This window comes from Neorhizobium sp. NCHU2750, from assembly GCF_003597675.1.
GTDB lineage: Bacteria > Pseudomonadota > Alphaproteobacteria > Rhizobiales > Rhizobiaceae > Neorhizobium.
In genome coordinates, this window is record NZ_CP030832.1 from 187266 (window position 1) to 200147 (window position 12882).

Below are 12882 nucleotides of genomic sequence, written 5' to 3' on the forward strand. Positions count from 1 at the left end.
GGAGAGACCATGCTCGATGCTGCGCTGATTGCTCACTGTGCTGACCCCAGCCTGACGCCTGCCATCGTGGAGCAGTTCGTTGAGGCGGCCGGATCGGATGATCCGCTGGCTATCACTGTCAGGTGGGGTGACAAGAAAATCCTCCTCACCAAGCCGGCCACCACCGAGGAAGCGCTCGAAATCGTCAGGCAAAACGCAGTCATGGCCACCGTTCGTGTTGGCATTACTCAACTGCCTGTCGGTTACGGTGTCGGCAAGGTCGAGCAACTCGACGGCAAGCTTCTGGACGCCTGCGACAATCTTAGAACCGGAACTGCCATGTTCGCGAAGATCGCACGCATCGTCACCCGATGGTACGGCAATCCGACTGACAAAGCTGTTCTCACCCAACTGTTCGACGATGCAGTTGTCGCCTGGAGAACTGGTGTCTTCAGGAATCAGAAGGTCTTCTCAGCGGCTGATCCTGGGGGGCAAACCTTCCTTGTCGTTGAGCCGAGCGAGAAAATCGATCCTCAGCACGACAACGCTCGCCTATCCCCGGACCATCCCAATGTCGGTGAGAATGCGGAGATAAGAGTGGATCTGTCGCATATCGGTATCGATCCATGAGCAGGCTCCTAGCCGCTCACATTGCCCTCCGGGTCAGGTTTCCATGATATGAGTTCGACAGGGTCAGCACCAAGAGCGTTGGCGATCAGGCCAAGCACAGTGAGCGTGGCACTTTTCTTCCCGCGTTCGATATCGCCGATATAGCGGGAGCTCAGGCCACAGCGATGGGCCAATTCTTCCTGCGACATGTTCATGCCATGACGGGTACGACGCAAGTTGACCGCCATGATCCCGTTGAGATCCATAAGGGAAGCGGAACGCCAATCATAACGATCCGACTAGGAACTATAGTTCCGATTCGACAATCGATATGCTATGGTCGGGCGGTTCTCCAATATTTTTGGTTCGGAACCATGATTGCCGCATCCGAACCTTTCATATCTTTTGCCCTCGTAGCCAGTGGGTTTGACATTTGTCAGCTCGTAGCGCTACGTCAACGGAACCAATAGGCGGCGTTGACCCGCGTTTGCCGGAAGTGGAGCCTCTCTTGAACGTTACAGACAAGGCGACTCTCGAGGCGCTCGTGATCGAAAAGATCCGAGCCCACCGTCGTCAGATCGAGTCCGACCAGCTGGTCTACGACGAATGGGTTCGAGCAAGTGAAGATACTACAGTTTCCGCAATGGTGCTGCAGGCCATGCAGGACGCGTATCTCGCCCGCCAGGATAAGGCCGACCGGCTCCAGGAAGAGCTCTCAGAGCTCATCGATACCCTTGGGTATGTTCCAGCCGTTCCGGAAGACGAAAATGAGCAGGCGGTCAGCACCAACCCCTATCCTTAAGCAGGCCGACCAGTTGCGCCAGGGTTTTGGCGTCGAGTTTTTCGCGGGCGTTGTCCAGGTAATGCTGGATCGTTCTGATATTCAGGCCCGTCAGAGCTGCCATATCTGAAGACGATTTCCCTTTGATCGCCCATTTGACGCACATCTTCTCGCGCGCGGACAAGGTCTGCTTCGGCGCGATCGCCTTTCTGGCGCCGACATGTTCCAGCCGATAATGCACAGCAAGAATGACGCGCAGTCCTTCGATGGGCTTGAAGAGCGGTAGGGTCTCCTCTTTTTTCTTTCCAGAGGCAAACGTCAGCATGATGGTTGAGCAATAGCTGCCTTCAATTGCCATTGTCACACCCGAACGAATCCCGCAGCCGATGGCTTCATCACGGAATTTGCGGAGATCAGTGCCACGCCGATCAACCCAGTCGTCCGCGCTCCATGAAAACATTTCGCGCCGGCGTTTGGCCTCCTCCACGACGGGATCGAGTTTCGCGTATTCCTTCTTGAGATATCTCTCCTGCCAACCCAGCGCATATGAGTTGATGGTCTTGACCTCGGATCCTTCGGTTTGAAGATAGGCGAAATGTTCGTAGCCCCATGACTTGCTGAAGGTCTGTAGAACATTCTCGATCATGCTTTGGTCATCTGCGACATCGATAAGATCAATAAGTGAGCGAGCGCTTCCATTCACAGCTTATTACCCCTCGTCTTTTGGCGGCAGGGTCATCTATCGAGGGCTGCAAGGCCCGGATCAGATGCCGTAGCCATGTGAGTGCGAGGGAGGCCCAAGACTGGGATTCCTCGCCTGAACGACTTAATCAACAGCGGTCGGCCGAAATGCCCTTGGCCATGAGAATGAGAAATATGCGAGCTCTCGACTGAAACCCACCTCTTGGAAAAATAACAGAAACATGACAGGTAATCAATTATTGGATGTGTGCGATGCACAATATCACCATCGCGTCAGTTCAATTCCACTTCTTGAGGGGTGAGCTCGAACCTGGACGAGCGACAATCAACGATAGTCGGACGGGAAAACGATATCCTGATCGACAAGGACATTGAAGCGAAAACCGGGTCTGATCACTAGCGTCGGCTGGGTGTTGAGATTTTTTGAAATGGTCTGCTCTGCCACCCGGCCAAACGTTTCCGCAAAGTTTCGTCTGGCGGCATCCGACGCCGTATCCTGCGTCGCCAAAGAGGAACTCTCTGGTAATGACATATCAATACCGGTACCGATCACGGCCACCAGCGCTGCCGAGCCGAATGTACGCCACAGGTGGCGGTCGACCTTGTCCTTGAAGCCGCCATACCCTTCAGCATCCGTGCCCGCCATGCCGCTGATCTGCAGCGTTGATCCGTTCGGAAAGATCAGATCGGTCCAGACCACCAGCACTCTCTCCTGCCCGAACGAAACTTTGGAATCGTACCGCCCGAAGAGTTTGGCCCCTTGCGGGATCAGGAGGCGGTGTCCGGTGGCGCTATCATAGACGTTCTGGCTCACTTGCGCAGTTATCCGGCCCGGAAGATCCGAATTCAGCCCGGTAATCAGCAGCGCGGGAATAACGGAGCCGCGCTTGAGTTCAAAGCGCGATGTCTGGGAAACAACTCCGTTCGGGAGATACCCGAGATCCTTGATGTCCTGATTGAAGAAATCCTCCTTGGCCGCCTGTGCATTCTGATCGGCACCCACGCCCGGCAACCCGGCCTTCATCGCCGCAGCATAAAGATCACCGGCGCCTTTCGATCCACTTGCTGATGGCGATCCTTGCCGTTCCTGAGTATCGGAACCCTCGCGCACACCGCCAATATTGACGGTCAAGGGTGACTCTAGGGCGGTTGACTGAGCTTGAAGGCGCGCCATTCTTTGCCGCTGTGCTTCCCGGATGATCTGCTCGTCCTGTTCTCTTTTCAGCCGCGCTTTCCACTCCGCCTCCGGTTCCAGCCGGGCGCTTCGACGATCGGGTGTGACTCCGTTGCTTTCCTGCGGCGGCTTCGGCGCCTCTTGACGAGGCTCGATGACGGGGACTGGCTGGAACACTTCGCGCTGCTCCGGTTCGCCGATGATCCCGTCAGTGACACCACGTTTGAGTTGATCACCAAAACTCGTGGCCGGAGCATTGGAGGCTTCGCTTGGATTACCACGTCGATCGAAGGTAATCCCCCGCCAGGAAAGCCCGATGACGATTACCCCGAGCACAGTGGCAACGATGGCTATCACCACAAATACCGGCAATCTGTTTAGGCGCCGCATTGCCGGTTGTTCGGCGCCATTGCCGGCGTTTCCAAGCTGGAGAGACTGTGACACAAGTTATCCTTCTCAGTCGGGATGCAAGATGGAGAGCGGACTTGTCGAAGAAGCGCCTCCTACCGTCACGCGGTAGGTGCGCCCCAAAGAAATGGTCGGCGTGGTGAGGCGGGCGAGGACCTGATCCTCAAAACTGTACAGGGAGTATGAAAGGTCGAGCGGTTTCATTGAGGGGTCGCGGTCATCGGCTACCAGTTTGTAACCCCAACCTCTCAGGGCAGCTTCCAGTGCAATCGCGTATTCCGTGTCGTCCCTGCGCATCCGGATCGATGGTGTCGATTTCGTCGAGACAATTTCAGCAAGACGGCTCGCCATGTCGCCCGCAATGACGCCGGCGGCGGCACCGCTTATCACGGGCGGATCAGAGTGGTTGGTCTTCATGTCATCTATTGTCTGGCAGCCCGAGGCGAAAGCCATGAGAAGCAGTACAGAAGACAAGCTGCGCATAAATCACCTCCCTCGCCGAATGGTGATCTTTTGCTGCCGCCAGCCGACACCGGAGATCAAGACAGCTCGGTCGATAGCGTAATCGACTGTCATCATGTCGTTTTTCATGCGGTAATTCACGACGCGGTTCTCGCCACCGCTTACCACGAAGAGAACAGGTGCATCCTGACCGGTGATCGATTTCGGGAATTGGATGTAGGTCTTTTCCCCATCGGAGTAGACGCGTTTGGGCCTCCATGAGGCGCTCCCGCTGAGCGAATATGAAAAGTTCAGCGTTTCTGGTGTACCTGCCGGTCCGCCGGCCTCGAGGCGCGCATTGATATCCGACAGCTTTGTTGATGTGTCCTGCGGATACTCGAACCCTACACGCGCCATGTATTGGCTCGGATGGGATTTTAGCTGGATGTGATAGGTGCGCCGGGAGGTCGTTACGACCATCGAGGTGACCAGTCCGGCTTCTGAAGGCTTGACGATCAGGTGGATTGCCTGACCACCGCTGGTGCCTGAGGTCGCCGGTTCGATCTTCCAGCGGACCGTGTCACCGACGAGCACATCGCGAATGATTTCACCGCCCTGAAGTTCGATATCGCAGACCTGCAATGGCGAGCAGACGACGGAGGGCTGTGTTTCTCCATAAAGGAAAATAACTTTCCCGTCGGCCCCGGTGGTCACAATACCGGGCGAGCTGCGCCACTGGCTCGATATGCCTGTCGCTTTGGCTTCGTTGCGGTTCAAGCTCTGTCCCAAGGCGCTCTCGGCCAGCATCAAGCAGGCGAGGCCGGCGATGGCAGCGATCAATCCTTTTCCGTTCATCAAATCCCCCTGTTTCTAAAGCTGTGCTGTCCACTCGAAATCCTGGACATACAGACCGATCGGGTTGAGCCGAATGGTGGCCTCGTCCAGTGGCGCCGTAAGCGCGACTGTGGCGATGCCACGGAAGCGACGGGTGCCGGTCTCCTTGCCCTTTCGGTCGCGCTCGTATTCGGTCCAGTCGATCTGATAAGTCTGGCTTGAGAGCGCGACGATGTTGGTCGCCTCTATGGCGACCGTCGCATTTTTAGCGCGCTCGAAGGGTGAATTGCCCCTGAACCAGGCATTGATCTTCTGGGTGGCAGGATCGGATGCGCGCAACAACGCATAGGTCCGATCGACATATTGTTTCTGTACCACCGCATCGGGCGTGATCGAACGAAAGCTCGCAACGAAGTTTGCAAGTGTCGCGCGGACAACCCGCGCATCGGCATATTCGATCTGCTCGGGGAAACCTGCGTTGACAGAATTTCCCAGCCTGTCCACTTCTACAATGTAGGGGACAAGCTTCACCTGCGTGCTCAGATAGATCGCATAGGTAAAACCTATGACCGCCATGATCAGCGCGACGATGCCGACGCTCCGCCAGGCACGTGCAGCCTGCACGTAGGATCCATATCTCTCCGTCCACTCCTGCCGCGCGGCAAGATACGGATTTTCCGGGGCACACTCAGCCGCCATTGATATTTCCCTTCCTGTCGCTACTTGACTTTCATCTCAGGCGGCAAAACTTTTCCCGTTTGGCCAGTTCTTCTGCCGTCGAGCTTTGCGTTGGCGAGCCCGAGAAGCGACCCGGCGTAGGCGCCAGGCGAGCCGATCGCCTTTTCTTTGGCCGCGGAGCCTGTCGCCGACATGCCCGATCCAAACGCTGTCTCGATGCCTTTCAGAGCTGCGCCCGCAGTTGAAGAACCTGCAGCTCGGGCCGATTGTGTTGCCGCAGCGCCTGCGCGTCCCGAGTTGACGGCCAGCATGGCGGAGCCAGCGGCAAATGAGGCTACTTGACCGCCATGACGAATGGTTTCCATGCCGCCGGTGACCGACGCGCCCTGAACGACACCCTGAATGATGGTGGGGACATACATCGCGACAACGAACACTACGACCGCAATGCCGGCGATCGCGAGTGCGGTTTGAAACTCGTCTCCGACGTCTGTTCTATTGGCCAAACCAATGAGCACTTCCGATCCTATGCGAGAGATCATGACCAGGGCCATCAGCTTCATTCCGATTGAAAAGGCATAGACCAGATAACGGATCGCGAAATCCTTCGTGAATGAGGATCCACCCAACCCAAGCATGATCATCCCGGCAAGGAGGCCGAGATACATCTCGACCATGACGGACACAAAGATGGCTGCAACAAGTGCAAAGGCAATGATGGTGACCACCATTGCAAAGGCTGCCGAGATCGCAAGCGCGTTATCCTCGAACAGGCCGAATTGGACCTTCTCCGACATTTTCGTCGCAACGGTCAGGCCGGCATTGAAAACGTCGGCTGGAGATGCCGTTCCTCCGCCCGCGCCGATCTGGAAGAGGCTATCAACGATCGCTTTGGCAAATGTCGGCCCCTCGGATAAGACGAAGGCGAAAAAGCCAACAAACATGATCCGCCGAACCAATTCCGCAAACCAACTGTCGAGCGATGCTGCTTGCAGCGCGAGCCATACCGCAGCTATACCGATTTCGATCCCAGCCAATATCCAGAACAGCGATCGCGCCGCATCAAGGACGGTAGTCTCCCATCCTTTCGACGCGTTCGTGATCTCGTCTTGAAGAGCAGTAAGGACTGAGCCATCCTGAGCCAAAGCAGATTGGGCAGTCAGTGCGACAATCGCGACAAGGATTGCGGCTGCCTGAGATCTGGTGATTTCTGGTTTCATTGTTTACCAATCGATTGTCATCTTTTGCCCACCGGTTGTTGGAGGCCGTTGCGGTCGTTTGGAGAAACACCCGGTGTCGCGTGTTACCAGATGGTCCGAGGCGAAAAACTAGCCCCCCGCAACCCGCGAAAATGACAGCAGACGCTGCGGCGGCACGCTATGATCTCACCACTCAACCCTCATTTTCTCGCCTCCAGAGGTAGGTGGTGCCGTCGCGTTAAAGAACTTCTCGCGACGCGCCTGAGCGAGGTCTCTGTCGGACTGTTCGGTCTGCAGCCAAGTGCCCATAAGGGTCATCTGTTGGGAGACCAGGCCGCGCAGCTTCTGCATCTGCGCCACCTGCTGGCTGGCGATTTGATGACCGACCTGCAACGCACGCATTTGGCCATCAGCGGATTCCGACATGCTGCGCAGCGCACTCATCGTGCTTTCCTCGCTGTCGAACTGGTCAGCGGTCAGGCTGGCTGCCTTGAGCGTGCTGGCGATGGTGTCGCGGTTCGTGTCCGACCATGTTTGATAGCTCGTCGAGAAAGTTTCCGCGCTCGGAAGGTCGGCTTTCAGATCTGCGTAGCTTTTGAAACGTTGGGCCAGCACATCGTCTGCATTGCCCATCGAAAACGAAATGCCCTGCCCTTGGTTTACGATATCGCGCAGACGATTGAGGTCATTCTCCACCTGCCCCCAGATGTGGCTGGGGAGTTGCGCCGTGTTTTGCAGCATGTTCTGGTAGATGTTCAGCTGGTTCTGGATCTGCTCTGCAAGTTGGCTGATCTGGGTGAGCTGGTTGTCGACCTGCCGCCCGGAACTGGTCAGGAGATCGACAAGCTGCGCATTGTTGGCGAGCTGGGTCCATTCGGTCGCGGCGCCGGTCACCGCGCCAGCATAGAGTGGCAATGTCGGTATCAGCGTGATGGCCCCGGCGATGACGATAGCGGTCATACGCTTCCGCGGCTCAACTTGAAAGCGCATGTTCCACTCCCCTTGTTTCAAGCCATTTGGCCGGCCATTGATTGCCGTGTTCCAAATGCAATGCGCGAATGCGCTTGAGGTCCTCCTTTCCTGAAGCCCCAACGAAACTCAGCGCAATCGGCCCTAGCGACATGTCGAACAGGCGCCGACCTTCCGGTGTCGCAACATAGTATTCGCGCTTGGGGATTCCGGAGGCGACGATTTCGATCTGCCTCTCGTTAAAGCCGAGCCGTTCATAGAATTCCCGGCTCCCTGGCTCTCGCGCAGTTCCGTTCGGCAAGCATATCTTTGTCGGGCAGGATTCTTTCAGGACATCGATAATGCCGGATCGCTCGGCGTCCGAGATCGACTGGGTTGCCAAAACAACGGCACAATTGGCCTTGCGTAAAACTTTCAACCACTCGCGGATTTTGTCGCGGAACACCGGATGGCCGAGCATCAGCCAGGCCTCATCGAGTACAATCAGGCTCGGAGACCCGTCCAGCCGCTTTTCTATCCGGCGAAACAGATAGGTCAGAACTGGAACGAGGCTCCGTTCGCCCAGGTTCATCAATTCCTCGATTTCGAAGCACTGCAATGAGCGCAACGTTAGCCCGTCATCCTCGGCATCGAGCAACTGTCCCATCGGGCCATCGACCGTATAGTGATGCAGCGCCTCCTTGATTTCGCGCATTTGCACGCCGCTGACGAAGTCTGATAATGATCGACCGGATGCCTTGGCCATCAGGCCGATCTGCCGGGAGATGGCGTTACGATGATCGGGTGTGACGACCACACCCTGCAGCGCGACCAGCATTTCGATCCATTCGCTCGCCCAGGCGCGGTCTCCTTGCGTGGACAGATCAAACAGCGGGCAGAACGCAAGCGCCCTCCCCTTCTCGTCATCAGTTCCGATCTCGTAGTGCTCGCCGCCGCAGGCCAGTGTCAGCGGCAGCAATGAATTGCCTTTGTCGAAGGCGAAGATTTGGGCAAATTCGTAGCGACTGAATTGCGCGACGATCAGCGCCAGCAGGGTGGACTTACCTGAACCGCTCGGACCAAAGATCAGTGTGTGTCCGACATCATCAACATGCAGGTTCAATCGGAAAGGTGTCGAACCGCTGGCGACCTGCATGAGAGGTGGAGACCCCGGCGGATAAAAGGGGCATGGCGCCACCGCGCTGCCGGACCAGACAGAATTCAATGGAATGAGGTCGGCCAGGTTGCTGGTATTGATAAGCGGCTCGCGGATGTTGGCGTACCAGTTTCCGGGAAGACTGCCGAGGAAAGCGTCGGTCGCATTCAGTGTTTCGATCCGCGCTCCGAAACCTTCTGCCTGGATCAGCCGGCGAATGGCCTCTGCCTTTTCCTGAAGGGCTGAGGCATTTTGATCGAAGAGAAGGACGACTGGTGTGTAATATCCATACGCGATCAATTGGGATGATGCCTGGGCAATCGCATCCTCGGTTTCGGCGACCATGGTCATCGCATCCTGATCGACCGAGCGGCTTTGTGTCTGGAAAAGTTGGTCAAAGAACGGGCGGACCTTTTGCTGCCACTTCTTGCGTGTCCGCTCGAGCCTCTGCCGGGCCTCTTCAGCATCGAGAAATATGAAGCGAGATGACCAGCGATAGGTCAGCGGCATTTGGTCGAGGCTGTTCAAAATGCCGGGCCAGCTTTCAGCCGGTAGCCCGTCAATCGCAACGACACCGAGAAAGCGATTTTCGATCCTGGGCGTCAATCCGTGCTCAAGTTCGGCAGTCGCCAGCCAGTCCAAATACATCGGAACTTCGGGCAATCGAACCGGGTGGCTTTCGCCCGTGATGCAAAAGCGTATGAACTGTAGAAGATCGTCGTATCGGGCGGTTTTTTCACCGCCCCGCTCGGCAACGGACCGTGTGTGCATGCGCGTAATCGAGATAGTACTGGCAAGATATTGCTCAATTTCGCGGATGCTATTTTGAAACAGGAGAAGCACCGTGTCCGCATAGGATTGGTTGCGGCTGTCACGGTCGGAATAGAGGTATTTCCTGAAGGCCGTCTTTTTGGGCTCGAGCGGTCGATAGGTGAGAATGAGCGCATGCTTGCTTTCGAAATGCCCTTGCTCGCGGCCGAAATGGGCCCGCCGTTCCGCCTCTATCGCGCGCGTGACAGGGTCCGGGAAATGATTCCGCTCTTCAGTGGGGTAATCGATTGTCGGTATCCGGATCGCTTCGACCTGGATTATCCAGCCGCTACCAAGCCGCGAAAGGATCGCGTTGATCTGCCGGGAAAGTTCGTTGCGCTCGCTGTCTGTCGCACTTTCACTGTCAGGCCCGGCGAAATACCAGCCGGCCATCAGACTCCCGTCTTTCAGAAGCAGGACGCCATCATCGACGAGGCCGGCATAAGGGACAAGATCCGCAAACGATGGCCCGCTGTTTTGGAAACGCTTTAGTGCTGTCATGGCCACATCCTCAGAAAGTTCGCCATGGTGACGATGTTGCCCGGTAATACGGTTTATAGGAAATGTGGCGCAGATAGACTCTTCGCATCACAGGATCGGCCTTGGCCATCATGCGAAGTGCGCCAACAATGGCAATCCAGACGACGGCGCCGAGAACGGCCGAATATGGGGTCAGGACCACGAAGATCAGGATCACCGCGATGAGGCCCGTAAGCAGAACAAGCTCCCGGTCCGCGCCAAGCAGTAGGTTCGGGCGTGACAACGCGCGGTGAATGCGATTTCGGGCGAGGCCGGAAAGATGATTAGGCATCGCCGGCGTCCTTTGTTGCGAGGTATGAAGCGGGCGCAAGGTCTTCCGGCACGCCGACCGATGCGCCCGTTGCTCCGAAAAGCCCGACAACGGTTGTGGCACCGAGCAGTATGCCGGCAACAAGCACGACATAAATGAGCCGCCGCGCGAAATCATTCAGCTCGCCGCCAAAAATCAGCATCCCACCTGCAATGGCGACAGCCGCCAGCGCGATGTATCCGGCGACGGGTCCGGTAATGGATTCCTGGATCTGTTCGAGTGGCCCCTCCCAGGGCAGGCTGCCACCGGAACTTGCCAGTACTGGTGCCGCCGAGACGAGCATGGCTGCCACTGATGACGGCACGACTACCTTTCTAGGCAACATTGCGGGCCTCCTGCTCTTCCATTGGCGCGTCACACTGGATGTCGTATTGGCCGTGCGCAAATCGTTCGACATGGATGACATCCCGAACCCGGCGGCCCCGCGGTGTCCGTTCGATCGAGACGATGAGGTCGACGGCGTCACCAATCACGTCAGGCATCGGCTGTTGGCTTGCCTCGCCGGTCAATTGCTCGAGACGTCTCAGTGCGGATGCCGCGGTGTTGGAGTGGATCGTCGCCAGCCCGCCCGGGTGGCCGGTGTTCCAGGCTTTGAGCAATGTGAGAGCCGCGCCGTCGCGAACCTCGCCAACGATGATGCGATCCGGTCGCAGGCGCATAGTACTCTTGAGGAGCCTCGGCATGTCGATCGTATCGCTGGTGTGCAGGAGAACTGCGTTTTCGGCGACGCATTGTATTTCCGCTGTATCCTCGAGAATAACCAGCCGGTCCAGTGGCGCATTCTTGACGATCTCATCGATCACGGTATTGGCAAGCGTCGTCTTTCCTGACCCGGTTCCACCCGAAATGATAATGTTGAGACGCGACGCAATCGCATTCCTGATCGTTCGCGCCTGGGCCAAAGACATCACGCCGGTGCGCACGTAATCATCCAATGGGATCAGTCGAGACGCCCTGCGCCGGATGGTGAATGCAGGCCGGGCCACGATGGGAGGCAATAGCCCCTCAAACCTATGTCCGCCGATGGGGAGCTCACCAGAAATGATAGGCTGATCGGAACCGACTTCCGACCCCAATGCATGGGCAACCGTACCGATGACCACTTCGGCGGCAGCCGACGACATGTCCCCGACCGCCGCGACGCCGTGCTCAAGCCGTTCGATAAAAAGTTTGCCATCCGGGTTGAGCATGATTTCGACGACGCTCGCGTCATCTAGTGCTGCGCAAAGTTCGTCGCCAAGGGCTTCTTGGAGTTTGCGCAGCAGTCTCGGGTGAGAGCGAAGCTGTGTCATCCCTTTTCCTCCTCACGCTGCCTTGCTGGGTGATTTGGAAAAATCTGACTGATACCCTGACGGGCGCAGCCTGGAAAACTGGTGTTCCGTCGCCGCCAGGATCCCGGCTACGGCCGTAGTGACACCGATTTTTCTTGGTTGTCCAAGGCGCTCCAAGTGCCAGCCGACGCGGTTGAGGATACGCTCAAAGCGAAGATCGGTTACTGTGACGATTTCTTTGTAACCATGCGCCAGCGACCATTCGATGATTCCGGCGAACATCATCAAAGTTATTTCGTGTACTGCCCCTTGGCCCCTCCCCTCATCACAACCGGTATCGACGCAGAAACGCGAGCTTTCGATCATTTCCGGATGGGCGTTGAGAGTGCCGCCTTCAATGAGTATGGGGAAGATATCTCGGACCATCGTCGAGCCGGCAGCTGGCAAGAGGCGGGCACATGCCAGCACACGGTCCCCACCTGCTATGCACAGAATGTATGTCGGCTGAAGTTCGTCAAAGCGGTCTATCTCAAGTCCGTCTTCCACCATCACGTCCCAACCGAGGCGAGCGGAGAAAACTTTCGCTCGCAGTTTGTGATGCTCTCGTAAAAGGACCGCTTCGCGTGGGTCTTGGCGCGTTGAGATAGCGATGATTTGCATATTGAAATCCCCTCGGCGGTTTCGTCTCAGAGAAGGTCAACACGAAGGGATCATGTCTGTGAATTGCAGAATTCTGTATGGCTGAGTCGGGTGAGTCGCAGCGCGGTGTCATCTTTTGCCGCCGGTAGCGGACTTGCGAACAGATTTCGGAGTCAGAGTTTACCCTAGAACGAACAGAGACCGTATCACATGCATAATCTCTGCTAACCGATTGATAAAAAGGTGAAAAGATCTTCGAAGATCACGGTTATGTTCTCCGCAGGGTGGGCCGGCGTTAAGTTCCTGTTAACCTTAAACTCCTTGTCACATCCACGAAATCAGCGATAATAACGGTTATAGGGTGCTGATGACCCTGAAATCGTTATCTGGATGTTTTCTGACA

General features: G+C 56.7%; 15 protein-coding genes. 2 read left to right on the forward strand and 13 right to left on the reverse strand.

What is annotated here, in order from left to right; translation table 11 throughout:
* Positions 1–9: 9 nt before the first annotated feature.
* Positions 10–609, forward strand: coding sequence for a lysozyme family protein (locus NCHU2750_RS30110; protein WP_119945275.1), 600 nt, complete (start codon positions 10–12; stop codon positions 607–609).
* Between the two features lie 8 nt (positions 610–617).
* On the opposite strand, the gene NCHU2750_RS30115 is transcribed toward NCHU2750_RS30110, so the two are convergent.
* Positions 618–836, reverse strand: a complete 219-nt coding sequence (locus tag NCHU2750_RS30115) for a helix-turn-helix domain-containing protein (RefSeq protein WP_502703889.1) — start codon at positions 834–836, stop codon at positions 618–620.
* A 260-nt stretch (positions 837–1096) separates the two neighbouring features.
* Here NCHU2750_RS30115 and NCHU2750_RS30120 point away from each other — a divergent pair, with 260 nt between their 5' ends.
* A complete protein-coding gene (locus tag NCHU2750_RS30120) occupies positions 1097–1390 on the forward strand; it encodes a transcriptional repressor TraM (protein WP_245480567.1) in 294 nt (97 codons plus the stop codon).
* On the opposite strand, the gene NCHU2750_RS30125 is transcribed toward NCHU2750_RS30120, so the two are convergent.
* The 12 genes from NCHU2750_RS30125 to traI all read right to left on the reverse strand — a co-directional run bounded on the left by NCHU2750_RS30125 (position 1368) and on the right by traI (position 12500).
* Entirely contained in the window at positions 1368–2015 is a 648-nt protein-coding gene (locus tag NCHU2750_RS30125; RefSeq protein WP_245480568.1) for an autoinducer binding domain-containing protein, read from the reverse strand. The genes NCHU2750_RS30120 and NCHU2750_RS30125 overlap by 23 nt on opposite strands.
* Positions 2016–2396: 381 nt before the next feature.
* Positions 2397–3689, reverse strand: coding sequence for an IncP-type conjugal transfer protein TrbI (gene trbI / locus NCHU2750_RS30130; RefSeq protein ID WP_119945278.1), 1293 nt, complete (start codon positions 3687–3689; stop codon positions 2397–2399).
* A 12-nt stretch (positions 3690–3701) separates the two neighbouring features.
* On the reverse strand, positions 3702–4136 hold the full coding sequence (locus tag NCHU2750_RS30135) for a conjugal transfer lipoprotein TrbH (protein ID WP_119945279.1): 435 nt from the start codon (positions 4134–4136) through the stop codon (positions 3702–3704).
* A 3-nt stretch (positions 4137–4139) separates the two neighbouring features.
* Positions 4140–4949 carry a P-type conjugative transfer protein TrbG gene (gene trbG / locus NCHU2750_RS30140; RefSeq protein WP_119945280.1) on the reverse strand — a complete coding sequence of 270 codons (810 nt, stop codon included), beginning with the start codon at positions 4947–4949 and terminating at the stop codon, positions 4140–4142.
* A 15-nt stretch (positions 4950–4964) separates the two neighbouring features.
* Complete coding sequence (trbF, locus tag NCHU2750_RS30145) at positions 4965–5627, reverse strand: conjugal transfer protein TrbF (protein WP_119945281.1); 663 nt, start codon at positions 5625–5627, stop codon at positions 4965–4967.
* 20 nt (positions 5628–5647) lie between these two features.
* Positions 5648–6826, reverse strand: a complete 1179-nt coding sequence (trbL, locus tag NCHU2750_RS30150; RefSeq protein WP_119945282.1) for a P-type conjugative transfer protein TrbL — start codon at positions 6824–6826, stop codon at positions 5648–5650.
* A gap of 165 nt (positions 6827–6991) precedes the next feature.
* Positions 6992–7795: a P-type conjugative transfer protein TrbJ gene (gene trbJ / locus NCHU2750_RS30155; protein WP_119945283.1), complete on the reverse strand. Its 804-nt coding sequence runs from the start codon at positions 7793–7795 to the stop codon at positions 6992–6994.
* Positions 7779–10220 (reverse strand): conjugal transfer protein TrbE, encoded by a 2442-nt coding sequence (locus NCHU2750_RS30160; protein WP_119945284.1) that lies wholly within the window; start codon positions 10218–10220, stop codon positions 7779–7781. The genes trbJ and NCHU2750_RS30160 overlap by 17 nt, the downstream gene beginning before the upstream one ends.
* Positions 10221–10230: 10 nt before the next feature.
* A complete protein-coding gene (locus NCHU2750_RS30165) occupies positions 10231–10530 on the reverse strand; it encodes a conjugal transfer protein TrbD (RefSeq protein ID WP_119945285.1) in 300 nt (99 codons plus the stop codon).
* On the reverse strand, positions 10523–10894 hold the full coding sequence (locus NCHU2750_RS30170) for a TrbC/VirB2 family protein (protein ID WP_119945286.1): 372 nt from the start codon (positions 10892–10894) through the stop codon (positions 10523–10525). Before NCHU2750_RS30170 ends, NCHU2750_RS30165 begins: the two co-directional genes overlap by 8 nt.
* Positions 10884–11861 carry a P-type conjugative transfer ATPase TrbB gene (gene trbB / locus NCHU2750_RS30175; RefSeq protein ID WP_119945287.1) on the reverse strand — a complete coding sequence of 326 codons (978 nt, stop codon included), beginning with the start codon at positions 11859–11861 and terminating at the stop codon, positions 10884–10886. Before trbB ends, NCHU2750_RS30170 begins: the two co-directional genes overlap by 11 nt.
* Positions 11862–11873: 12 nt before the next feature.
* A complete protein-coding gene (gene traI / locus NCHU2750_RS30180) occupies positions 11874–12500 on the reverse strand; it encodes an acyl-homoserine-lactone synthase (RefSeq protein WP_119945288.1) in 627 nt (208 codons plus the stop codon).
* Positions 12501–12882: the final 382 nt, after the last annotated feature.